Source organism: Enterobacter ludwigii, from assembly GCA_023023105.1.
Lineage (GTDB): Bacteria > Pseudomonadota > Gammaproteobacteria > Enterobacterales > Enterobacteriaceae > Enterobacter > Enterobacter adelaidei.
This window is the reverse complement of sequence record CP083824.1, coordinates 3056476-3079142: the sequence shown is the minus strand read 5'-3', so window position 1 is coordinate 3079142 and position 22667 is coordinate 3056476. Positions and strand designations below refer to the sequence as shown.

At 53.8% G+C, this 22667-nt stretch carries 21 protein-coding genes; 13 read left to right on the top strand and 8 right to left on the bottom strand.

The window, feature by feature from the left end:
- Positions 1-113: 113 nt before the first annotated feature.
- Genes LCD46_14945 through LCD46_14930 form a run of 4 tightly spaced genes read left to right on the top strand, consistent with a single transcriptional unit; the run spans position 114 to position 3865 of the window.
- On the top strand, positions 114-1031 hold the full coding sequence (locus tag LCD46_14945) for an ABC transporter substrate-binding protein (GenBank protein UOY69370.1): 918 nt from the start codon (positions 114-116) through the stop codon (positions 1029-1031).
- A 12-nt stretch (positions 1032-1043) separates the two neighbouring features.
- Entirely contained in the window at positions 1044-2201 is a 1158-nt protein-coding gene (locus LCD46_14940) for an ABC transporter permease (protein ID UOY69369.1), read from the top strand.
- The gene (locus LCD46_14935) at positions 2194-3144 is read left to right on the top strand and encodes an ABC transporter ATP-binding protein (GenBank protein UOY69368.1); all 951 of its coding nucleotides are present in this window, start codon (positions 2194-2196) and stop codon (positions 3142-3144) included. Before LCD46_14940 ends, LCD46_14935 begins: the two co-directional genes overlap by 8 nt.
- Positions 3128-3865, top strand: coding sequence for an ABC transporter permease (locus tag LCD46_14930; GenBank protein UOY69367.1), 738 nt, complete (start codon positions 3128-3130; stop codon positions 3863-3865). Before LCD46_14935 ends, LCD46_14930 begins: the two co-directional genes overlap by 17 nt.
- Here the strand turns inward: LCD46_14930 and LCD46_14925 are convergent.
- On the bottom strand, positions 3840-3953 hold the full coding sequence (locus LCD46_14925) for a protein YohO (GenBank protein ID UOY72976.1): 114 nt from the start codon (positions 3951-3953) through the stop codon (positions 3840-3842). The genes LCD46_14930 and LCD46_14925 overlap by 26 nt on opposite strands.
- A gap of 69 nt (positions 3954-4022) precedes the next feature.
- Positions 4023-4763 (bottom strand): HTH-type transcriptional regulator MlrA, encoded by a 741-nt coding sequence (gene mlrA / locus LCD46_14920; GenBank protein ID UOY69366.1) that lies wholly within the window; start codon positions 4761-4763, stop codon positions 4023-4025.
- A gap of 217 nt (positions 4764-4980) precedes the next feature.
- Between mlrA and LCD46_14915 the strand changes: the two genes are divergently transcribed.
- From LCD46_14915 to LCD46_14905, 3 genes are read left to right on the top strand one after another with little or no spacing between them, the layout of a single operon-like run.
- Entirely contained in the window at positions 4981-6666 is a 1686-nt protein-coding gene (locus LCD46_14915; protein UOY69365.1) for a sensor histidine kinase, read from the top strand.
- Positions 6660-7379, top strand: coding sequence for a two-component system response regulator BtsR (gene btsR / locus LCD46_14910; protein UOY69364.1), 720 nt, complete (start codon positions 6660-6662; stop codon positions 7377-7379). The genes LCD46_14915 and btsR overlap by 7 nt, the downstream gene beginning before the upstream one ends.
- A 46-nt stretch (positions 7380-7425) precedes the next feature.
- Positions 7426-7896 (top strand): DUF1456 family protein, encoded by a 471-nt coding sequence (locus LCD46_14905; protein UOY72975.1) that lies wholly within the window; start codon positions 7426-7428, stop codon positions 7894-7896.
- Positions 7897-7927: 31 nt separating this feature from the next.
- Here the strand turns inward: LCD46_14905 and metG are convergent, their stop codons facing one another.
- The gene (metG, locus tag LCD46_14900; protein ID UOY69363.1) at positions 7928-9961 is read right to left on the bottom strand and encodes a methionine--tRNA ligase; all 2034 of its coding nucleotides are present in this window, start codon (positions 9959-9961) and stop codon (positions 7928-7930) included.
- A gap of 137 nt (positions 9962-10098) precedes the next feature.
- Here metG and apbC point away from each other — a divergent pair, with 137 nt between their 5' ends.
- The gene (apbC, locus tag LCD46_14895) at positions 10099-11208 is read left to right on the top strand and encodes an iron-sulfur cluster carrier protein ApbC (GenBank protein UOY69362.1); all 1110 of its coding nucleotides are present in this window, start codon (positions 10099-10101) and stop codon (positions 11206-11208) included.
- 93 nt (positions 11209-11301) lie between these two features.
- Here apbC and LCD46_14890 read toward each other — a convergent pair whose 3' ends face one another.
- Both LCD46_14890 and LCD46_14885 read right to left on the bottom strand, forming a co-directional pair.
- Complete coding sequence (locus LCD46_14890; GenBank protein ID UOY69361.1) at positions 11302-11781, bottom strand: GNAT family N-acetyltransferase; 480 nt, start codon at positions 11779-11781, stop codon at positions 11302-11304.
- Complete coding sequence (locus LCD46_14885) at positions 11732-12064, bottom strand: RcnB family protein (GenBank protein UOY69360.1); 333 nt, start codon at positions 12062-12064, stop codon at positions 11732-11734. The genes LCD46_14890 and LCD46_14885 overlap by 50 nt, the downstream gene beginning before the upstream one ends.
- Before the next feature lie 471 nt (positions 12065-12535).
- On the opposite strand from LCD46_14885, the gene LCD46_14880 reads away from it, so the two are divergent.
- From LCD46_14880 to LCD46_14865, 4 genes are all read left to right on the top strand, one after another.
- Complete coding sequence (locus tag LCD46_14880) at positions 12536-13675, top strand: polysaccharide export protein (protein UOY69359.1); 1140 nt, start codon at positions 12536-12538, stop codon at positions 13673-13675.
- Positions 13663-14124, top strand: a complete 462-nt coding sequence (locus tag LCD46_14875; GenBank protein UOY69358.1) for a protein tyrosine phosphatase — start codon at positions 13663-13665, stop codon at positions 14122-14124. The genes LCD46_14880 and LCD46_14875 overlap by 13 nt, the downstream gene beginning before the upstream one ends.
- On the top strand, positions 14124-16322 hold the full coding sequence (gene etk, locus LCD46_14870) for a tyrosine-protein kinase (GenBank protein ID UOY69357.1): 2199 nt from the start codon (positions 14124-14126) through the stop codon (positions 16320-16322). The genes LCD46_14875 and etk overlap by 1 nt, the downstream gene beginning before the upstream one ends.
- Positions 16323-16422: 100 nt before the next feature.
- Positions 16423-16938, top strand: coding sequence for a protein disulfide oxidoreductase (locus LCD46_14865; protein ID UOY69356.1), 516 nt, complete (start codon positions 16423-16425; stop codon positions 16936-16938).
- A 36-nt stretch (positions 16939-16974) separates the two neighbouring features.
- Here LCD46_14865 and LCD46_14860 read toward each other — a convergent pair whose 3' ends face one another.
- The 3 genes from LCD46_14860 to LCD46_14850 form a co-directional block, all read right to left on the bottom strand.
- Complete coding sequence (locus tag LCD46_14860; protein UOY69355.1) at positions 16975-18441, bottom strand: aspartate aminotransferase family protein; 1467 nt, start codon at positions 18439-18441, stop codon at positions 16975-16977.
- Positions 18442-18459: 18 nt separating this feature from the next.
- Positions 18460-19836 (bottom strand): diaminobutyrate--2-oxoglutarate transaminase, encoded by a 1377-nt coding sequence (locus tag LCD46_14855; GenBank protein UOY69354.1) that lies wholly within the window; start codon positions 19834-19836, stop codon positions 18460-18462.
- Positions 19837-20172: 336 nt separating this feature from the next.
- Positions 20173-21177, bottom strand: a complete 1005-nt coding sequence (locus tag LCD46_14850; protein UOY69353.1) for a LacI family DNA-binding transcriptional regulator — start codon at positions 21175-21177, stop codon at positions 20173-20175.
- A 238-nt stretch (positions 21178-21415) separates the two neighbouring features.
- On the opposite strand from LCD46_14850, the gene LCD46_14845 reads away from it, so the two are divergent.
- Positions 21416-22657 (top strand): MFS transporter, encoded by a 1242-nt coding sequence (locus LCD46_14845; protein UOY69352.1) that lies wholly within the window; start codon positions 21416-21418, stop codon positions 22655-22657.
- Positions 22658-22667 lie beyond the last annotated feature (10 nt).

Here is a 22667-nt window from a genome sequence, read left to right as displayed (position 1 = left end):
GATGCGTCTTATCTTATGCTAAAAAGGCATTTTGACGGTTAATCACGCCGTTTTAAGCTACGCTTTTCTCTCAAGCCTCTGAAAAAGGCAGCAAAAAATATGAGGATAGCGGAATGACGATTGCAAAGGGGATGTTGGGAGCTGCGGTGTTGCTGGCGGCAATAAGTCTGCCCTTACAGGCGGCGGAGCCGGTAAAAGTGGGCTCAAAGATAGATACCGAAGGCGCGCTGCTCGGCAATATCATTTTGCAGGTGCTCGAAAGCCACGGCGTCAAAACCGTCAATAAAGTCCAGTTGGGCACCACGCCCGTCGTGCGCGGCGCGATTACTTCCGGCGAGCTGGATATCTACCCGGAATACACCGGCAACGGCGCATTCTTCTTCAAAGATGAAAACGATCCGGCCTGGAAAAACGCCAAAGCCGGATATGACAAAGTCAAAAAGCTCGACGCTGAACAGAACAAGCTGGTCTGGCTGACCCCGGCTCCGGCCAACAACACCTGGACTATCGCCGTGCGTAAAGACGTGGCGGAGAAAGGGAAGCTGACTACCCTGGCCGATCTCAGCCGCTACCTGAAAGAGAAGGGCGACTTTAAGCTTGCCGCGTCGGCAGAGTTTATCGAGCGTCCTGATGCGCTGCCTGCGTTCGAAAAAGCCTATGACTTCAAGCTTGACCAGGCGCAACTGCTCTCTCTGGCAGGCGGCGATACGGCGGTGACCATCAAAGCCGCTGCACAGAAAACTTCGGGTGTTAACGCGGCCATGGCCTACGGTACCGACGGCCCGGTCGCGGCACTTGGCCTGCAAACCCTGACCGATCCAAAAGGCGTGCAGCCGATTTATGCCCCGACGCCGGTGGTACGTGAGGCAGTGCTGAAAGCCTACCCGGAGATTGCCGACTGGCTCAAACCTGTTTTCGAAAAACTGGATGAAAAAACGCTGCAACAGCTGAATGCCAGCATTGCCGTCGAGGGGCTGGATGCCAAAAAAGTGGCCGCCGACTTCCTGAAACAACAAGGGCTTGTGAAGTAACGGGAAAAGGCTGTGCCAATAAAATGTCATAACCGCGTCCTGCTGCTGTTGGCCTGTGTGACCATCGCAGCGGTCGCGTTACCGTTTGTGAATGTCGCCCCTAATCGCCTGATGTCGGGGGAGGGGCGTTCTCTCTGGGAAGTCTGGTCGTTTACACCGTGGTTGCTTGCGGTGGCACCGGGGGCGTGGGTTGCGCTATCGCTCTGGCAAGGTCGTACAGCACAATGGTTGACGTTGCTGCTCTCTGAAGGGCTTTTTATCACCCTTTTCTGGGGAGCCGGGCTTGCGGCAACGCATATGGCTTCGGCGGAAAGCCCGCTGGCAAGAACAACGGTGGGGAGCGGCCTGTGGCTGTGGCTGGCGTTGTGCCTGCTCGCCTGCAGCGATGCTATACGTCGCCTCATCTCTGCGTCCGTCTGGCGTTGGGTGCTTAATGCACAGATATGGGTTATTCCATTGCTCCTGCTGTTTAGTGGCGAACTGAATAATCTCTCGCTGTTAAAGGAGTACGCCAACCGTCAGGAGGTGTTTGATGATGCCCTGACGCAACATCTGACCATTCTCTTCGGGACGCTCTTCCCGGCTCTCCTGCTCGGGATCCCGTTGGGCATGTGGTGCTATCGTCACCCTTCACGTCAGGGGGGCGTTTTTGCCGTGCTGAACGTTATCCAGACTATCCCTTCCGTTGCGCTGTTTGGTCTGCTGATTGCCCCCCTGGCCGGGCTGGTGAAGTCATTTCCTGTGTTGGGAACAATAGGTATCGCCGGTACGGGATTAACCCCCGCTCTGATCGCGCTGGTGTTGTATGCACTGTTGCCGCTGGTACGCGGCGTGGTCGCGGGCTTAAGTCAGGTCGCCCCGGATGTGCTGGAAAGCGCCCATGCGATGGGGATGAGCACGAGACAATGTTTCTGGCAGATACAGCTTCCGCTGGCACTGCCTCTCCTGCTGCGTAGCCTGCGGGTAGTGGCGGTGCAAACCGTTGGCATGGCGGTCATTGCGGCGCTGATTGGGGCGGGCGGTTTCGGCGCGCTGGTATTCCAGGGGCTGCTGAGTAGTGCCCTGGATCTGGTGTTATTAGGCGTGGTTCCTACGATTGCGCTGGCGGTTGTTGTCGACGCGCTGTTTGCCTTATGGCTCGCGCTGCTCAGGAGAAGAGCCAATGATTGAATTTCATGATGTCAGTAAAACTTTTGCGGGACGCCCGGCGGCAAGCCATCTGAACCTGAACTTTGCCGAGGGTGCGTTTTCCGTGCTGATAGGTACCTCGGGCTCGGGAAAATCCACCACCCTGAAGATGATCAATCGTCTGGTTGAGCATGATAGCGGTTTGATCCGCTTTGCCGGAGAGGAGATCCGCAGCCTGCCGGTGCTGGAGTTGCGTCGCCGGATGGGATATGCCATTCAGTCGATAGGCCTGTTTCCGCACTGGACGGTGGCGCAGAACATTGCCACTGTGCTGCAGCTGGAGAAGTGGTCGCGGGCAAAAATAGCTGACAGAGTTGATGAACTGATGTCTCTACTGGGGCTAGAGTCCACACTGCGTGACCGCTATCCGCACCAGCTTTCCGGGGGACAGCAGCAGCGGGTGGGGGTAGCGCGCGCCCTGGCGGCCAACCCACAGGTATTGTTGATGGATGAACCCTTTGGTGCGCTTGACCCGGTCACGCGCGGGGCGCTACAAACGGAAATGACCCGTATTCACCGCATTCTCGGACGTACGATCGTTCTCGTGACGCACGATATTGATGAAGCCCTGCGCCTGGCCGACCATCTGGTGCTGATGGATCACGGCGAAGTGGTTCAGCAGGGGAGCCCGCTCGAACTGTTAAGCCATCCGAAAAGTGATTTTGTGCGTGAGTTTTTTGGCCGTAGTGAACTGGGGGTCAGGCTGCTCTCCTTGCGGACGGTCAGCGACTATATGCGTCGGGAAGATGCGCCGGTGAGCGGTGAACCGTTGCAGGAGCAGATGAGCCTGCGGGATGCGCTCTCCGCGTTTGTTGCGGGTCAGTGTGAGGTGCTACCTGTTGCGGACGCCCGCGGTGCGCCGTGTGGTGCTTTGCATTTTCGCGATCTGCTGGCCGGGGAGGTGATACGTGAAAACACTGCGTGATCCGCTTCTCTGGCTGGTAGCCATCTTTGTCGCCTTACTGTTTCTGATGCCACACAGCGCGGCGCTGTTCAGCACCCTTTTTCCCGGGCTGCCACGACCGGTCTATCAGCAGGAGAGCTTTATTAATCTTGCCCTGGCACATCTCTGGCTGGTGGTCCTCTCAAGCGCTATTGCTGTTGTGCTGGGAGTGGGGGCGGGCATTGCGGTGACACGTCCAGCAGGCCGGGAATTTCGTCCGCTGGTTGAGACGATAGCGGCCATTGGTCAGACGTTTCCGCCGGTGGCGGTGCTGGCGATAGCGGTTCCGGTCATGGGCTTTGGCCAGCAACCGGCAATTATTGCGCTGATTTTATATGGCGTATTGCCCATTCTGCAGGGCACGCTGGCGGGTATCGCGGCAGTACCGGCATCTGTATTGAGTGTGGCTGAAGGGATGGGAATGAGTCGCGGGCAGCAGCTACGTAAGGTTGAATTGCCATTAGCGGCGCCCGTTATTATTGCCGGGATCCGCACGTCGGTCATTATCAACATCGGAACGGCAACAATTGCGTCGACGGTAGGAGCCAATACGCTGGGAACGCCGATTATAATCGGCTTAAGCGGGTTTAATACGGCCTATATTGTGCAGGGGGCGGTGCTGGTCGCGCTGGCGGCGATCGTCGTCGATCGCGTTTTTGAGCGGCTGACGCTGCACCTCAGCCGACACCGCCGCGAACAATAAACGAGTATCCTGCCAGCATCACGCCGCCGATACCGCTCACGGCCATCAGGACAAAAAGGGTAATAATGGCCAGTTTGGTTGCCTTCATCATCTGCTCCTGTTGTTAACGGAACAATTATACGGTGAAGCGCAGCTGTTAATGAACCATTAAATGCCGTTACGGTTCATCCGGGCCAAGTGAGTAAACCGGGTAACCATGTTCACGCCATTCCGTCAGCAGCTGTTGCTGCGAGGCGGATGGCACTTCGCCACACCAGACCAGCAGAGTCTGACCATCGAAAAATTCGGGTCGCAGCTGCGCCAGCGAATGCGCAAGGACATCCACGCGCCAGCCCTTTTGCGTCGCAATCCAGGCTTCCAGCCACAGGCGGGTGGTATCGTGCACGTTCCAGCCGACCACCAGCGCATCTTTCCCGGCCTTGTTCTTCGCGGAGGCAAGGCAGACGGCGATGTAGTTGATAAGCACACCATCAAGCATACTGAGCAGCGCCTGCAGGGTGGACTGTTGGCACTGCAGACGACGGCGAAGCGGAATGAAAAGATGCGTGATCAGCGTTTGTGCCGGATAATCGCGCCCTTGCTCTTTTATCCATGCGCGCAGGCGCTGCAGGTTGCCTGCCTGCAGAAGTCTTAGCAGGGTTTCCTGTTGTTCGCGCCAGAGGTGTTGTGTGTCAGGATCGTCCTGGCAAAGCAGAGACTTTACTTTGCCAACCTGCACACCGTTGTCGATCCAGCTTTTAATCTCACGGATCCGGTCGATATCGGCATCGTTGAAAAGGCGATGTCCGCCATCTGTTCTTTGCGGCTTGAGTAATCCATACCGCCGTTGCCACGCCCGTAGGGTAACGGGATTGATATCACAAAGGAGTGCTACTTCACCTATTGTGTAAAGCGCCATATTCGCCCCCTGGCTCACGCTTTCCCAGTTTAAATGTAGACCCACTTTGCCGAACCAGGAAGAATTGATTGATTTTTGAACAAACAATGCGAAGCATGCGCGATATTCAGAAAAAGGTGTGATAACGGACACGATTTTGCGCTTTTTTGGGGTGCTTCAAAGAAAGTAGCCCCTTATCAGTGTATGTTACGCGTTTTTAGCGTGTGCGGTTTTGAGTATGTACGAGTTTAATCTGGTGCTGCTGTTGCTTCAGCAGATGTGCGTGTTCCTTGTCATCGCCTGGCTGATGAGCAAAACGCGCCTGTTTATTCCGCTGATGCAAGTCACCGTCCGCCTGCCGCACAAATTCCTCTGCTACGTGGTATTTTCCATATTCTGCATTATGGGGACCTGGTTTGGCCTCCATATCGAAGATTCTATTGCTAATACGCGCGCTATCGGCGCGGTGATGGGGGGATTGCTTGGCGGTCCCGTCGTCGGTGGTCTTGTCGGTTTAACGGGTGGCCTGCATCGCTATTCCATGGGCGGGATGACGGCACTCAGTTGCATGATTTCCACGATCGTAGAAGGGCTGCTCGGTGGCCTGGTGCATAGCTATCTGATCAAACGTGGCCGTCCGGATAAAGTCTTCAGCCCACTGACCGCAGGTGCGATTACCTTTGTCGCCGAAATGGCGCAGATGGCGATCATTTTGCTGATTGCCCGCCCGTTTGAGGATGCGCTGCACCTGGTCAGCAGCATTGCCGCCCCGATGATGGTGACCAACACCGTGGGGGCGGCGCTGTTTATGCGTATTTTGCTCGATAAACGTGCCATGTTTGAGAAGTACACCTCGGCGTTTTCCGCAACTGCGCTGAAGGTTGCAGCTTCGACGGAAGGGATCCTGCGCCAGGGCTTTAACGAAGAAAACAGCATGAAGGTTGCGCTGGTTCTCTATAAAGAGCTGGATATCGGTGCCGTGGCGATAACAGACCGTGAGCGGCTGCTGGCTTTTACCGGTACCGGGGACGATCACCATTTGCCCGGGAAACCCATCTCCTCAGCCTATACGTTGCGCGCCATTGAAACTGGTGAAGTGGTTTATGCCGATGGTAACGAAGTGCCTTATCGATGTTCGCTGCATCCGCAGTGCAAACTGGGTTCTACGCTGGTCATTCCGTTGCGCGGAGAAAACCAGAGAGTGATGGGTACCATCAAACTGTATGAAGCGAAAAATCGCCTGTTCAGTTCCATCAACCGCACGCTGGGGGAGGGGATCGCCCAGTTGCTTTCCGCACAGATCCTGGCCGGGCAGTATGAGCGCCAGAAGGCGTTGCTGACCCAGTCAGAGATAAAACTCCTGCATGCTCAGGTGAACCCGCACTTCCTGTTTAACGCCCTTAATACGCTTAAAGCGGTCATCCGCCGCGACAGCGATCAGGCCGCGCAGCTGGTGCAGTTTCTGTCGACCTTTTTCCGTAAGAACCTGAAGCGTCCTTCTGAGATCGTGACCCTGGCCGATGAGATTGAGCACGTTAATGCTTATCTACAGATTGAGCAGGCACGTTTCCAGTCGCGCCTGCAGGTGTCGCTCTCCGTCCCGGATGAGCTGGCCCATCAACATCTTCCTGCTTTTACCCTGCAGCCTATTGTAGAAAATGCCATCAAACACGGTACCTCACAGCTTCTGGGTATCGGGGAGGTCACTATTTCCGCCAGCCGTTTTAATCATCATCTGGTGCTCGATATCGAAGATAACGCCGGGCTTTACCAGCCTTCCGCTACAGGAGGTTTAGGGATGAGTCTGGTAGATAAACGTCTGCGTGCCCATTTTGGCGATGACTGCGGCATCACCGTCGCCTGTGAGCCCGATCGATTTACCCGAATTACCGTACGACTGCCGCTGGAGGAGAACGCATGTTAAGAGTGCTGATTGTGGATGACGAGCCGCTGGCACGGGAAAACCTGCGCGTTCTGCTGCAGGAACAGCCTGATATTGAGATTGTGGGTGAGTGTGCGAACGCCATTGAGGCTATCGGTGCTGTCCACAAACTGCGCCCGGACGTGCTGTTCCTCGACATTCAGATGCCCCGAATCAGCGGGCTGGAGATGGTCGGGATGCTCGATCCGGAGCATCGTCCCTACATCGTGTTTTTAACCGCATTCGACGAATATGCCGTTAAAGCCTTTGAGGAGCACGCGTTTGATTATTTACTCAAGCCAATTGAAGAGAAGCGGCTGGAAAAGACCCTGACCCGATTACGCCAGGAGCGTACCGTTCAGGATGTCACGCTGTTGCCCGAGAACCAGCAGCCGCTGAAGTTTATCCCCTGCACCGGACACAGCCGGATTTATCTTTTGCAGATGGATGATGTGGCATTTGTCAGCAGCCGCCTGAGCGGCGTATTTGTCACCAGTGCGGAAGGAAATGAAGGGTTTACCGAGTTGACCTTGCGGACGCTGGAGAGCCGCACGCCGCTCATTCGCTGCCATCGCCAGTATCTGGTCAATATGGCGCACCTGAAAGAGATCCGCCTGGAAGACAACGGTCAGGCAGAGCTGGTGCTGCGCGCCGGGCAAACGGTGCCGGTTAGCCGTCGCTACCTGAAGAGTTTGAAAGAGGCGATTGGCCTGTAAAGCTGGTACACTGCGCGCCATTGCATCATCGACATTCGAAGGCTCTATGCTCAGTAACGATATTCTCCGTAGCTTGCGCTACATCCTGAAAGCGAATAATAACGACATGGTGCGCATTCTTGCGCTCTCCGACATGGAGTCCACGTCGGCCGGTTTCGATACCTGGATGACCAAAGAAGACGAAGAGGGCTTTGTCCGCTGCCCGGACATTATTCTGTCTGGCTTCCTGAACGGCCTGATCTATGACAAGCGCGGTAAAGATGAGTCTGCGCCAGAGCTGGCGCTGGAGCGTCGCGTAAACAACAATACGGTGCTGAAAAAGCTGCGTATTGCGTTTTCACTGAAGACTGACGATATCCTGGCGATCATGACCGAGCAGAAATTCCGCGTCTCGATGCCAGAGATCACCGCCATGATGCGTGCCCCGGACCATAAGAACTATCGCGAGTGCGGAGACCAGTTTATGCGCTATTTCTTGCGCGGGCTGACGAATCGCATACACAGCGCGAAGCCATAAAAAAAGCCGGAGATTATCTCCGGCTTTTTTGTTATTTCACCTGCTGACCAGGCTTCGCGCCTTCGTCAGGACTTAACAGGAAGATATCTTTCCCGCCAGGGCCTGCGGCCATCACCATGCCTTCAGAAATACCAAAGCGCATTTTGCGTGGTGCCAGGTTAGCCACCATGACCGTCTGGCGGCCAATCAGCACCTGTGGGTCTGGATACGCAGAACGAATACCCGAGAAGACATTACGTTTCTCGCCGCCCAGATCCAGCGTCAGACGCAGCAGTTTATCGGAGCCATCCACAAACTCCGCGTTTTCAATCAGCGCCACGCGCAGGTCAACTTTCGCGAAATCATCAAAGGTGATGGTGTCCTGAATCGGATCGTCAGCCAGCGGGCCGGTAACCGGCGCAGCAGCGGCTTTCACCTCTTCTTTCGAAGCTTCAACCAGCGCTTCAACCTGCTTCATCTCGATGCGGTTGTACAGCGCTTTAAAGGTGTTCACCTTGTGGCCGAGCAGCGGCTGAGCAATCGCATCCCAGGTCAGTTCAGTGTTCAGGAACGCTTCTGCACGTGCAGCAAGCTGTGGCAGAACCGGCTTCAGGTACGTCATCAGTACGCGGAACAGGTTGATCCCCATGGAGCAGATAGCCTGCAGATCGGCATCACGGCCTTCCTGTTTCGCCACAACCCACGGAGCCTGCTCGTCCACATAGCGGTTAGCCAGGTCTGCCAGTGCCATAATTTCACGCACGGCTTTACCGAACTCACGCGCTTCCCACGCTTCGCCAATGGTGGCTGCGGCATCGGTGAAGGTTTTGTACAGGGCAGGGTCAGCCAGTTCGGCTGCCATCACGCCGTCAAAACGCTTGGCGATAAAGCCCGCGTTACGGGATGCCAGGTTCACCACTTTGTTGACGATGTCGGCGTTCACGCGCTGCACGAAATCTTCCAGGTTCAGGTCGATATCGTCGATGCGGGAAGAGAGCTTCGCGGTGTAGTAGTAGCGCAGGCTGTCCGCATCGAAGTGGTTCAGCCAGGTGCTGGCTTTGATGAACGTCCCGCGGGACTTGGACATCTTCGCGCCGTTTACCGTCACGTAGCCGTGTACGAACAAATTGGTCGGCTTGCGGAAGTTGCTGCCTTCCAGCATTGCTGGCCAGAACAGGCTGTGGAAGTAAACGATGTCTTTACCGATGAAGTGATACAGCTCGGCTGTGGAATCTTTCTTCCAGTATTCGTCGAAGCTGACGGTATCGCCACGCTTGTCGCACAGGTTCTTGAAGGAGCCCATGTAGCCGATTGGCGCGTCCAGCCAGACGTAGAAATATTTACCCGGTGCATTCGGAATTTCGAAACCAAAGTACGGTGCATCGCGGGAGATATCCCACTGCTGCAGACCGGACTCGAACCACTCCTGCATCTTGTTCGCTACCTGCTCCTGCAGCGCGCCGCTGCGGGTCCATGCCTGCAGCATTTCACTGAAGGATGGCAGGTCGAAGAAGAAGTGCTCGGAGTCACGCATCACAGGCGTTGCGCCGGACACCACGGATTTCGGCTCGATAAGCTCGGTCGGGCTGTAGGTCGCGCCGCACACTTCGCAGTTATCGCCGTACTGGTCCGGGGATTTACATTTTGGACAGGTGCCTTTGACGAAACGGTCCGGCAGGAACATGCCTTTTTCCGGATCGTACAGCTGGGAGATGGTGCGGTTTTTGATAAAACCGTTCTCTTTCAGACGCGTGTAGATCAGCTCCGACAGCTCACGGTTTTCGTCGCTGTGCGTGGAGTGATAGTTGTCGTAGCTGATGTCAAAGCCAGCAAAATCAGTCTGATGCTCCTGACTCATTTCGGCAATCATCTGCTCCGGGGAAATCCCCAGTTGCTGAGCTTTCAGCATGATCGGCGTGCCGTGGGCATCATCCGCACAGATGAAATTAACCTCGTGGCCGCGCATTCGCTGGTAACGGACCCAGACATCAGCCTGGATATGCTCCAGCATGTGGCCGAGGTGGATTGAGCCGTTGGCGTACGGCAGTGCGCACGTTACCAGAATTTTCTTCGCGACTTGAGTCATAGTAGGCATTACTTCTTTTAACTGTGAAAAGGGTTTTTGATATTACCAAAAGGGGCATTATTAAGTAAGCACAAACCACGGCCTTTCAGGTAAACTTGTTCATCTAAGGTCTTATTCACAAGAACAAAGGAGTCGGGATGAGTTCTCAATCCCAGGCCAAATCACCGGAAGCCTTACGAGCAATGGTCGCCGGGACGCTGGCTAACTTTCAGCATCCAACCCTGAAACATAATCTTACGACGCTGAAAGCGTTGCACCACGTCGCTTGGCTGGACGATACCCTGCACATTGAGTTGCAGATGCCGTTCGTCTGGAGCAGCGCATTTGACGCGTTGAAAGAGCAAACCAGCTCTGAACTGCTGCGCATTACCGGTGCAAAAGCGATTGACTGGAAGCTGACCCACAGCATCGCTACCCTGAAGCGGGTGAAAAACCAGCCGGGCGTGAACGGTGTGAAAAATATAATTGCCGTAAGTTCAGGCAAAGGCGGGGTAGGTAAATCCTCCACCGCGGTTAACCTGGCGCTGGCGCTGGCGGCAGAAGGGGCAAAGGTCGGTATTCTTGATGCCGATATCTACGGGCCTTCTATTCCAAACATGCTGGGGGCGGAAAACCAGCGTCCAACCTCGCCGGATGGCACTCACATGGCCCCCATCATGGCTCATGGCCTGGCGACCAACTCCATTGGGTATCTGGTCACCGATGATAACGCCATGGTCTGGCGTGGCCCGATGGCCAGCAAAGCGCTGATGCAGATGCTGCAGGAGACGATGTGGCCGGATCTGGATTATCTGGTGCTGGATATGCCGCCGGGGACCGGTGATATTCAGCTCACGCTGGCGCAGAATATTCCGGTTACGGGAGCGGTTGTGGTGACCACGCCGCAGGATATCGCGCTGATCGACGCCAAAAAAGGCATCGTGATGTTCGAGAAAGTGGAAGTGCCGGTGCTCGGTATTGTTGAAAACATGAGCATGCACATCTGCAGCAACTGCGGTCACCACGAACCGATCTTTGGTACGGGTGGGGCAGAAAAACTGGCCGCGAAATATCACACCCAACTGCTTGGCCAGATGCCGCTGCATATCACTCTGCGTGAGGATCTCGACAGCGGAAAACCGACGGTCGTCAGCCGTCCGGACAGCGAATTTGCTGAGATGTATCGCCAGCTGGCGGGGCGCGTTGCAGCGCAGCTTTACTGGCAGGGTGAAGTGATACCGGGTGATATCGCGTTCCGCGCGGTGTAAGTTCCCAGCTCCGAATTGCCGGGTGGCGGTTTCGCCTTACCCGGCCTACGGAATACGGTTTTGTAGGTCAGGTAAGCGTAGCGCCACCTGACTTTACCCAAGCCGGTAATGCATCAGATAGTACTCTCCGTCCGGAGAAATTCCCTTCGACTCAATGTGCCAGCCGTGTCGCTGGTAAAACGCAACAGCCCGCGAATTCTTCTCCAGACACTTAAGCGAACCTGAGCTGGCAAACGTCTTCTGCACCTGCTCCAGGAGCAAGTGTCCGACTCCAAGGCTCTGATACTGCGGGTCAACAAACAGGTTGTGCAGGAAATTATCGTTCGTCCAGACTGAAGCAAAACCCAGGCGATGACCGTTCTGCACGGCGACCCAAATTACTTCGTCACGGGTTGCTGCATCAAAGTCTTCAAGCTGCCACTGTGAATTGTCCAGCCACGGCCAGGCTTCACGCCGGGCGTGGAGGTAGAGCGTGCGCAGGAAAGGGCGATCGCTCTCCTGCCACGGGCGAATCAGGATCGAATCAGCGATGATAGAAGATATCTCCGTTATAGGCTTTGTAGATTTTGCCATCAGTATCACCGATCAGGACGTAATTCTCGCCCATATAGGTCCAGTGTGTACCGGCATCCGGTGCCGGGAGGTTACGCAACTGGTACTGTTTGATGGTGTACTCGGGCGTTTGATACTGCGCAGGTGCGGTGTCGCCAATTTTGAACTTCGTGAAATCAGCGATGAACTCTTGTTCTTCATAAGCTTTGATGCCGCCAGACGCTGACGCTGTTTGCGGGGCTGCTGAAGCCGCACTCGCAAGAGACATTATTACACCCAGAAGTAGCCATGTACGCTTAGCCATTTTTTCTCCAGTTATATCGTTACTGATACTCTCAGCCTGCTGTAGTGATGACGATGTGGCAGACAGCCTATTTTAAGTATCCCAGCAGACCCTGTTAGAAAAAAAATGTAACAAAAGTGGACGATTTTGTGTAGATCAAATGGTTAATACCATTTTGCTTATGAATGATATTTCCTAAAAGCAATTCAGTACAGAAATGTGTTTTTTAATTAATTCTGAAAGTATAAATTTACTCTAAGTTTGTGATCTGAAAGACATGCGTTTTTTTTAAAGACAAATTAAACTTATAAAAGCGGAGCGGTTTAATTTTCAATTCAACTTCCTTCCGTTTCTTAAATTAATCCAGCGCATCATTCGATGATGTGTTTTTTTATTTAACTGCATGAAAAACAGAGCGTTGATGGGTTCAGTAATTCTTCCTGAATTTTCTGTTATACGTTTGTTGTGCTCATGAATCATAAATTAATTTTAATGAAAAACACAACTACACTATTTGTAATATTCTTAGCGATAAGTCAGTTGACTGGCTGTGTATTTTCTCCCGGGCAAGCATTAAGCTCATCAGGGAAAAATATCATCACGACGGGTGATGAATATAATAATGTTGATAAGCGTGTGGATCTTTATCCACTTACCCCTTCCCTGATTGAAAAATTGCGTCCCGCCGTCGTGAAATCTCAGCCAAATCCTAAGCTGGATGAGCAGCTCAGAAACTGGGAATACCGCATTGGAGCAGGTGATGTTTTAACCGTTACCGTTTGGGATCACCCTGAACTGACAACACCGGCTGGGCAATATCGTAGTGCCAGTGATGCCGGTAACTGGGTGAACGCGGATGGTACCCTCTTTTATCCCTATGTCGGAAAGGTCACTGTGGCGGGAAAAACGGTCTCTGAAGTGAGAGAGGAGATCGCCACACGACTGGAGAGCGTTATCGAAAGCCCGCAGGTGGATGTCAGCGTGGCGTCCTTCCGCTCGCAAAAAGCTTATGTCACTGGCGAAGTCGCCAAATCTGGCCAGCAGGCTATCACTAATATTCCAATGACGGTTATGGATGCCGTCAACGCGGCGGGTGGGCTTTCTGCTGACGCTGACTGGCGCAATGTGGTTCTCACTCACGAGGGGAAAGATTTACACCTCTCTCTGTACGCGCTGATGCAGCACGGCGACCTGACGCAAAATAAGCTGCTCTACCCGGGCGATATTCTTTTTGTTCCACGCAATGACGCACTGAAAGTCTTTGTGATGGGGGAAGTGATTAAGCAGAGCACGCTGAAGATGGACAGGAGTGGGATGACCCTTGCCGAAGCGCTGAGCAATGCGGGCGGGTTGAACCAGGACATGGCCGATGCGACGGGTATTTTTGTCATTCGCTCCATTGCTAAAGGCAACAATGCGGGAAAAATCGCCAACATTTATCAGCTTAATGCGCAGGATGCCTCTGCGATGGTGTTGGGCACCGAATTCCAGCTTGAACCCTACGACATTGTTTATGTCACCACGGCTCCGCTGTCGCGCTGGAATCGCGTCATTACTCAGCTCGTGCCGACCATCAGCGGTGTTCATGATCTGACCGAAACGGTCCGTTACATCAGATCGTGGCCGCAATAATGTTCGATTCCATCTTAGTGGTTTGCACCGGCAATATTTGTCGCTCACCGATTGGAGAGCAGTTGTTACGCCAGTTGCTACCGGGAAAACAGATCACCTCGGCAGGCATATTTGGGCTGGAAGGAAGCCCGGCGGATATCCACGCTCAGGACGTGGCCGGGCGACATGGGCTCTCACTCGGTGAACATCGCGCGCGCAAATTAACTCCGCAGATCATGCGGGAATCGGATCTTATTCTGGTGATGGAACCTGCTCATCTTCGCTTTATCTCTGCCATAGCCCCGGAAATTCGCGGCAAATCGCTGCTCTTTGGGCAATGGCTGGAGCCGCAGGACATCCCCGATCCCTATCGTAAAAGCCGTGAAGCATTCGACTATGTTTTCGGACTGCTGGGCAAAGCCAGCCAGGAATGGGCTCATCGATTGAGTCAACAAGGAATAAAGCGTTAATGTCGTCTTACACAACAGGCAGTTACGGTGCCACAACACCGGAAAATCATGAAATTGATCTCATTCGTCTACTCGGCGAAATGATCGATCATCGTGCAGTCATTTTATCGATGACTGTCATTTTTACCTTGCTGGCAGGCCTGTATGCTTTTTTGGCCACGCCCGTATACCGCGCGGATGCCTTAATTCAGGTGGAAGGAAAGCAGGATAATAGCCTGCTCAAAAATTTAAGACAGTTTGGTAATGAGATGTCTCCCGATGTGGAACCCGAAATACTCCTGCTTAAATCGCGCATGATCCTGGGCGCTACCGTTGATGAATTAGGTTTAACGCAGCACGTGACGTGGCGTACTTTCCCTGTCGTAGGGCAGTTGTGGGCGCAGTTGCAGGGCCGTAAGCCAGCGACGATCGCCCTTGGTTGGTTACAACTGCCACTTGTTGATGGAAAACCACGATCCCTTTTGCTCACGGTGCTGGAAAAAGGCGCATACCGGCTGGAAGGCGACAATTTTTATGCTGAGGGTAGGGAGGGAAAACCTTTTGAAAAAGATGGGATTTCCCTGCTGGTGGCGAAACTGAATGCCCCAACGGGCACGCAATTCACGCTACAAACCTGTTCCCGTCTGGAGGCAATCAATGCGCTGAGCAACCAATTTAGCGTAGTTGAATCGGCAAAACAGAGTGGAGTAATGACGCTCACCCTGACCGGCAACGATCCTGATCGTATTGCCCATGTGCTCAACCGTATTGCCAACAATTACCTGCAGCAAAATATTGCCCGTCAGGAAGCGCAGGATTCGCGAAGCCTTGCGTTTTTACAGCAGCAGTTACCTAAAATCAGAATCGAGCTCGAGCAGGCCGAAGAGCGGCTGAATCAGTATCGCAAACAGCGTGACTCGGTCGATCTTTCGCTGGAAGCGAAATCGGTTCTTGAACAGATTGTTAATATCGAAAACCAGCTTAACGAGTTGACGTTTCGTGAGGCGGAGATTTCTCAACTCTTCAAGAAAGATCACCCGAATTACCGCGCATTGCGTGAAAAACGCCAGACGCTGGTACAGGAGAAAGTTCGCCTGAATCAGCGTGTCTCAGCCATGCCTTCGACTCAACAGGACATTTTGCGCCTCAGTCGGGATGTGGAGTCAGGTCGGACAATCTACCTGCAGCTACTCACACGTCAGCAAGAGTTGAACATCTCACGTTCCAGCGCCATCGGTAACGTGCGAATTATCGACAGCGCTGTGACGCAACCTGATCCTGTTAAACCGCGAAAGCCGCTGATTATTGTTTTTGGTGCCCTGCTGGGGTTGATATTCTCAATGGGGCTGGTGCTGGTTCGCATTGCGCTCAGACATGGTCTCAACACCGCCGAGCAGCTTGAAGGGCTGGGAGTTCAGGTGATGGCTACCTTGCCGCGTTCGATGTGGCTGTGGAAAAAAACGCACCTGCACAGGAAAAGAGTATTTGGCTCGCGCTGGAGTCACACGATTACCGATGTGCCTTTCCTGCCTGTTGACCGGCCCGCAGATATTTTTGTTGAGGCTGTGCGGGGGTTACGCACCAGCTTGCATTTCACGTTGCAGGATGCCGCTAACCGGATCGTCATGATTTCTGGCCCGACGCAGGACTGCGGAAAAACGCTGGTCAGCACCTCACTGGCTGCGATTGAGGCACAGGCCGGGCTCAGGGTGTTATTCATTGACGCGGATATGCGTGAGGGATATGTCCATAACGTATTCGGTTTAAAAAACCACACCGGACTTTCCGGGGTGCTTGACGGAAAATGTGCGTGTCAGGAGGCGATTCAGCGCTATGAAAAAGGCAATATTGATGTGCTGACCTGTGGGCCGGTTCCATCGCAACCTTCAGAACTGCTGATGAGCGATCGCTTCAGAGTGTTAATGACGTGGGCAGATGAACATTATGACCTTGTGATCCTTGATACCCCGCCGGTGTTGGCTGTTACCGATGCCGCAGTGGCAGTCAGGGTGGCTGCAACTTCATTGCTGGTTGCTCGCTTTGGCAAGACCAGCCTGAAAGAGATGGAGAACTGCATCAAGCGCCTGCAACAAATGGGGGCGTGCATAAAAGGGACCGTGCTGAACGACGTGGTGAAGTCAGCAGCTCTGTATTACCACTCAGGCTATGGTCAATACGAATATGGCCATAGCACGACACGGCAACCGCGCAAGGATTAAAGTTTTACCAGCGTGGCAAAGCGGTACACTCGCGACACTTCTTTACAGCGAAACGACGCATAGCTCGCTAAGATGACCTTCGTTAACTCTCGAGGTCATAATGGAAAACCGCAAATTCAGCAAACTGCGCCGCTGGGCGCGGGAAGGGATCGTACTCGTTCTGCTGGCGCTGGCCGTGATGTGGGGTGTGGATCAGTACCGCAAGCCGACATTACCTGCCACGTTTAGTGCAACTCCGATGCAGGGGATTGATGGCACGATGCACGACATTGCGGCGCTCAGTCAGGACCGACCGCTGCTGATTTACGTCTGGGCCACCTGGTGCAGCATCTGCCGTTATACCACGCCTGCAGTCAATAAGCTGGCAGAAGAGGGTGGCAATGTGGTGAGTATTGCCATGCGTTCCGGTGATGACGCAAAGCTTGCGCGCTGGGTTGAAAAGAAACAGCTGAAAATGCCGGTGATAAACGATGAAAACGGCGCGCTGTCGCAGGAATGGCAGGTAAGCGTAACGCCGACGCTGGTCATTGTGTCGAAGGGGGACGTTGTCAGCACGACTACGGGGTGGACGAGTTACTGGGGATTAAAAGCCAGAATGTGGTGGGCAGGGGTATAAAAATAACCCCTCTCCTTGCGGAAGAGGGGTTTTGTATTACTTCGCCAGAACTTCCTGAGCGGTGCGCTCAACCAGAGACAGCAGGATTTTAATATCTTCCAGCGTCACGGTTGGGTTCAACAGCGTCAGCTTCAGGCAAGTGACACCGTTATGCTCAGTCACGCCGACGTTTGCACGGCCGGATTCCAGCAGCGCATCACCAATTTTCTGGTTCAGCAGGGCGATACCCGCTTCATCGGTCTGCACCTGTCCGCGGAAGCGGAACAGTACGCTTGCCAGCTGCGGTTGCATAACCAGTTCCAGAGCAGGCTGCTCTTGCACATAAGCCGCAACCTGCTGTGCCAGCGTCACGCCGTGATCGATGATCGCTGCGTATTGCTCCTGACCCAGCGCTTCCAGGCTCATCCACAGCTTCAGCGCGTCGAAACGGCGCGTGGTCTGCAGCGATTTGGACACCAGGTTAGGCACGCCCGCTTCTTCGTCGAACTCAGAGTTCAGGTAAGCCGCCTGATAGCGCATCAGTTCATAGTGGCGTGCTTCTTTCAGCAGGAACGCACCGCAGCTGATGGTCTGGAAGAACTGCTTGTGGAAGTCCAGAGTAACGGAATCCACCAGTTCAATGCCGTCCAGGTAGTGACGATACTGCTCAGACATCAGCAGCGCGCCGCCCCATGCCGCATCAACGTGTACCCAGATATTCTGCTTTGCCGCCAGCTCAGCAATCGCACGCAGAGGGTCAATAGCACCGGCATCGGTGGTCCCTGCTGTCGCGACAATCGCCAGGATCTGTTCGCCATTCGCGTTGCACTGTTCGATTTTCGCCGCCAGATCGGTCAGATCCATGCGCGAGAATTCGTCCGTTTTCACCTGCACCACGGACTGGTAGCCCAGACCCATCAGCGCCATGTTTTTCTGCACGGAGAAGTGCGCGTTTTCTGAGCACAGCACGCGGAACTTACGCAGATCGCCCGTCAGGCCGTCCTGCTGAACGGAGTGGCCCTGACGCGCAAAGAACGCATCACGAGCCAGCATCAGACCCATCAGGTTGCTCTGGGTGCCACCGCTGGTGAAGACACCTGCGTCGCCAGCCTGATAACCCACGCGGGTACGCAGCCATTCGATCAGTTTGATCTCAATGATGGTTGCGGACGGGCTTTGATCCCAGGAGTCCATACTCTGGTTAGTGGCGTTGATCAGCACTTCTGCCGCCTGGCTTACGACCAGGCTTGGGCAGTGCAGGTGCGCCACACACTGTGGGTGATGAACGGACAAACTGTCTTTCAGGAAGAACTCCACGGCGCGTTCAATTGCCGCTTCGTTGCCCAGCCCTTTCGGGTTGAAATCCAGCTTAATACGGTCGCGCAGTTCCGCGACCGTTTTGCCCTGGTACATCTCAGGCTGTTTCAGCCACTGCATCACAGCCTGAGTGCTTTGTTCAATCGCCTGCTGGTAAGCTTCAATGCTCTGTGCAGAGGAGAACAAAATTGGGTTTGAATCTGACATCGTGTTCAACTACTCCGGTTACGCCGGGCGAACGCCCGCAGCAAGCAGTGCCTGCTCGAATTTATCCAGGAAGATTTTCAGCTCTTCATCGCTGATCAGCAGGGAAGGCAGCAGACGCAGAACGATACCGTTGCGACCACCACGCTCCAGAATCAGACCGGCTTCGAAGCACTTCTTCTGAATCAGGGCAGACAGCTCGCCATCACCCGGGAAGCAACCCATGTGGTCAGCAGCTTCGTTTGGCTTAACGATCTCGATACCGATCATCATGCCCAGACCGCGAACGTGGCCGATTACCGGATAGCGCTTCGCCATCTCTTTCAGCTGGCCTTTCAGCCATTCGCCCTGTGCAGCTACTTTGCCTGCGATGTTCTGATCTTTCAGGATTTTCAGCGTGGTCAGACCGGTTGCCATCGCCAGCTGGTTGCCGCGGAAGGTACCGGTGTGGTGACCTGGCGCCCATGCATCGAACTGCTTTTTGATACCGAGCACAGCCAGTGGCAGACCGCCACCTACAGCTTTAGACATCACGATGATGTCTGGCTCGATGCCAGCGTGTTCGAAGGCGAAGAATTTACCGGTACGCGCAAAGCCAGCCTGCACTTCGTCGAGGATCAGCAGAATGCCGTGTTCCTGAGTCACTTTGCGGATACGCTGCAGCCACTCAACTGGAGCCGGGTTCACACCGCCTTCACCCTGAACGGCTTCCAGAATGACGGCTGCAGGTTTGCGCACGCCACTTTCCACGTCGTTAATCAGGTTTTCGAAGTAGTAGGTCAGCGCTTTCACGCCTGCTTCACCACCGATACCCAGCGGGCAACGGTATTCGTGCGGGTAAGGCATGAACTGTACTTCTGGCATCATACCGTCAACCGCTTCTTTTGGAGACAGGTTGCCGGTCACGGACAGTGCGCCGTGGGTCATACCGTGGTAACCACCAGAGAAGCTGATGATACCGCTACGGCCGGTGACTTTTTTCGCCAGTTTCAGCGCCGCTTCCACGGCGTCAGCACCGGATGGACCGGTGAACTGCAGGCAGTACTCTTTGCCCTGACCTGGCAGCAGAGAGAGCAGGTATTCTGAAAACGCGTCTTTCAGAGGCGTAGTCAGATCCAGGGTATGTAACGGCAAGCCGCTGGTAATGACATTTTGGATGCTTTTCAGCACATCAGGATGGTTATGGCCAAGCGCAAGGGTCCCTGCGCCTGCTAAACAGTCAAGGTATTCTTTATTATCTGCATCGGTGATCCACACGCCTTCTGCTTTAGTGATGGCTAAAGGCAGTTTGCGCGGATAACTCCTGACGTTAGATTCAAACTCGGCCTGACGGGCCAGATAGGTTTCGTTGCTTTTGTGGGCATCTACGGTGTCAATACGGACTTTATCCGTCATCATATCACTCCTACAACCGCCGCTTCGTTATGAGCCACGATTGAATAAAAAGTTAAAAAACAGATGGGGGCCTGAAAAAAACGCCGCCAATATAGAGCCTTTTGCCACGGGGCTCAATGGTTAATTTGTTTACTGTTTTGTGACATGGGGCACAGGGGAGGGAATATCCCTCTTTTCTGAAAGAAAATTGCACTTTATTACAAAGTAAAACAGCCGGTTATGGGCAGTCGGCCTGGAGTGTAAAAGCAGAAAAAAGAGTGTGACAAATCGTGCCATTCGCTGACATAAAAGAAGGTATACGACCTCCTTGCCACCATGATATGCAAAAATCCCTGGTCTCTATAGATGCGCAACGGAATCGCGCATTAAAAATGGACTTTCAACACGCGTTGTTTCCCGATGGTTTTCACCGTTAATAATATGCAGGGCACTCAGACGTCCAATTTCATAATGTGGCAGTTGAACCGTTGAAAGAGGGGGGAGAAAGAGTTCTCCGATGCCCACCATATTGTCATAACCGATAACCGCAATATCTTGTGGGATGCGAAGCCCTTGAGCCAGTAGCGTCTGGTACACCATCAATGCGATACGATCGTTGCCGCAGATAACGGAGTCGAATCGGGGAATGCCGTTCTGAATGTGCGCCAGCAAAACTGACGGAATGTCACGATAGTGCTCGTCCCCGAACGCCATATAGCTATGTTCCAGACTGTTCGGGTCGAGCCCAGCTTCATAGCATGCACGTTCCAGCCCCTGACGGCGTCGGGTTGTGGCCAGATGGTCCACGGGTAAATGCAGGCACAGGGGCTGTCGATAACCCTCGGCGAGTAACGCATGCACGGCAGTGTACTGTCCCTGTTCATCATCAGGGATGTAGCTGGCAACTTTTTCATTGATACTTTCGCAGTTAGCCAGCACGCAGGGAAGGGTGAGGAGTTTGGCCGGGAGAGGAACCTGACGTAACCCCATGGTGGTGTAGATAATCCCGTCAGGCCGATGAGAGAGGAGAAGGTCGACAATCGCGTCCGGGTTGTCATCGGTAAACATATTCATCACGAAGCTGTTCCAGCCGTGCATCCGGGCCGTCTCTTCAATGGACAGCGTAATCTCTACCGAGAAAGGTGTCGTCACTGTATCGAGCGCCAGTACGCATATGGTTTTAGGCGAGGCATGCGCACCGCGTATTTTTTTGGCGGACAGGTCAGGCACGTAGCTGGTCTGCTCGATAGCCAACTGAACGCGCGCCAGCGTTTCCGGTTTAAGGCGCTCCGGGCTGTTAAGCGCGCGGGAAACCGTCATCAGCGATACGTTAGCCAGCTTTGCGACGTCCTTCAGGGAAGCCATTTTCTTACTCCGTTAGTGCTCTGTGTGAGAGGGTATACAACTAAGTCGCTGATGTAAAAGGAAGGCTGATGCCCAGGCCTGGTCATGCTTACCTCAGTGATGAATATTTGATCGCGATCTCATTCCTTTAATGTTAACGTTAACTTTCGTGATTAACATCTTAAATCTTAGGCAAACAGCATGAGAAAGAAACGATGTTAACGTTACCATTGAGTCATTACTCCAACATGAGAATGTCATGATGAAAACGCATCACTCTCACAGCTACCCTTTACTGAGCGCATTACTGTTTTTCTTTTTTGTCACCTGGTCATCTTCAGGCTCGTTGCTCTCCATCTGGCTTCATCAGGAAGTGGGCTTAAAAGCGGGGGATACCGGCGTTATCTATGCCGTGCTTTCCGTCTCCGCACTTTTTGCTCAAATCTGCTATGGATTCATTCAGGACAAACTCGGTCTGCGTAAAAACCTGCTCTGGTTTCTGACTTGTCTGCTCATTCTTTCTGGTCCGGCTTTTTTGCTATTTGGTTATCTGCTGCAGGTTAACGTTTTACTCGGCAGCATTTTCGGCGGGATTTATATCGGCCTGACGTTTAACGGCGGAATAGGGGTACTGGAGTCCTATACCGAGCGCGTGGCCCGCCAGAGCCAGTTTGAGTTCGGCAAGGCGAGGATGTGGGGATCGCTTGGCTGGGCGGCGGCAACCTTTTTCGCGGGACTCCTGTTTAACATTAATCCGAAGCTGAACTTCGCTGTTGCCAGCTGTGCGGGCCTGGTGTTTTTTGTTTTGCTGGCGCGTCTCAGGGTCTCTTCCGCCCCGCACGCCATGCAGGAGGCGGTGTCCGGCGGTAAGGTCACGCTGGAAGACGCCTTGCGGCTGCTGACGCTGCCGCGCTTCTGGGCGCTGGTGTTTTTCGTTATCGGGACCTGTATTTATGGCGTTTACGACCAGCAGTTCCCGGTCTATTTCTCCTCCCAGTTCCCGACGTTGCAGGAAGGGAACGCCATGTACGGCTATCTCAACTCCTTCCAGGTGTTCCTTGAGGCGGCTGGTATGTTTTGTGCCCCGTGGCTGGTGAATCGCCTTGGCGCGAAGAATGGTCTGATTTTCGCGGGAATGGTGATGGCGATGCGTATGGTGGCATCGGGTCTGGTTGAGGGGCCGGTATTGATCTCCATTACCAAGCTATTACACGCTGTTGAGCTGCCCGTTTTGTTGGTCTCAATCTTTAAATACAACAGTTTGCATTTTGATAAGCGGCTCTCATCCACCCTCTATTTGGTGGGCTTTGCCTGTACAAGCTCGGTGATTGCCTCGGTCTTGTCGCCGCTGGCAGGCTACAGCTATGAGAAGTACGGCTTTGCCCAGTCCTATCTCATCATGGGGCTACTGGTATTCAGCACCACGTTTATCTCCATCTTCCTGTTGCGCTCGGGTAAGTCCTCTTCTGACCCGCTCATGCCGCAACCTTCCACCATCTGATCGAAAGAGT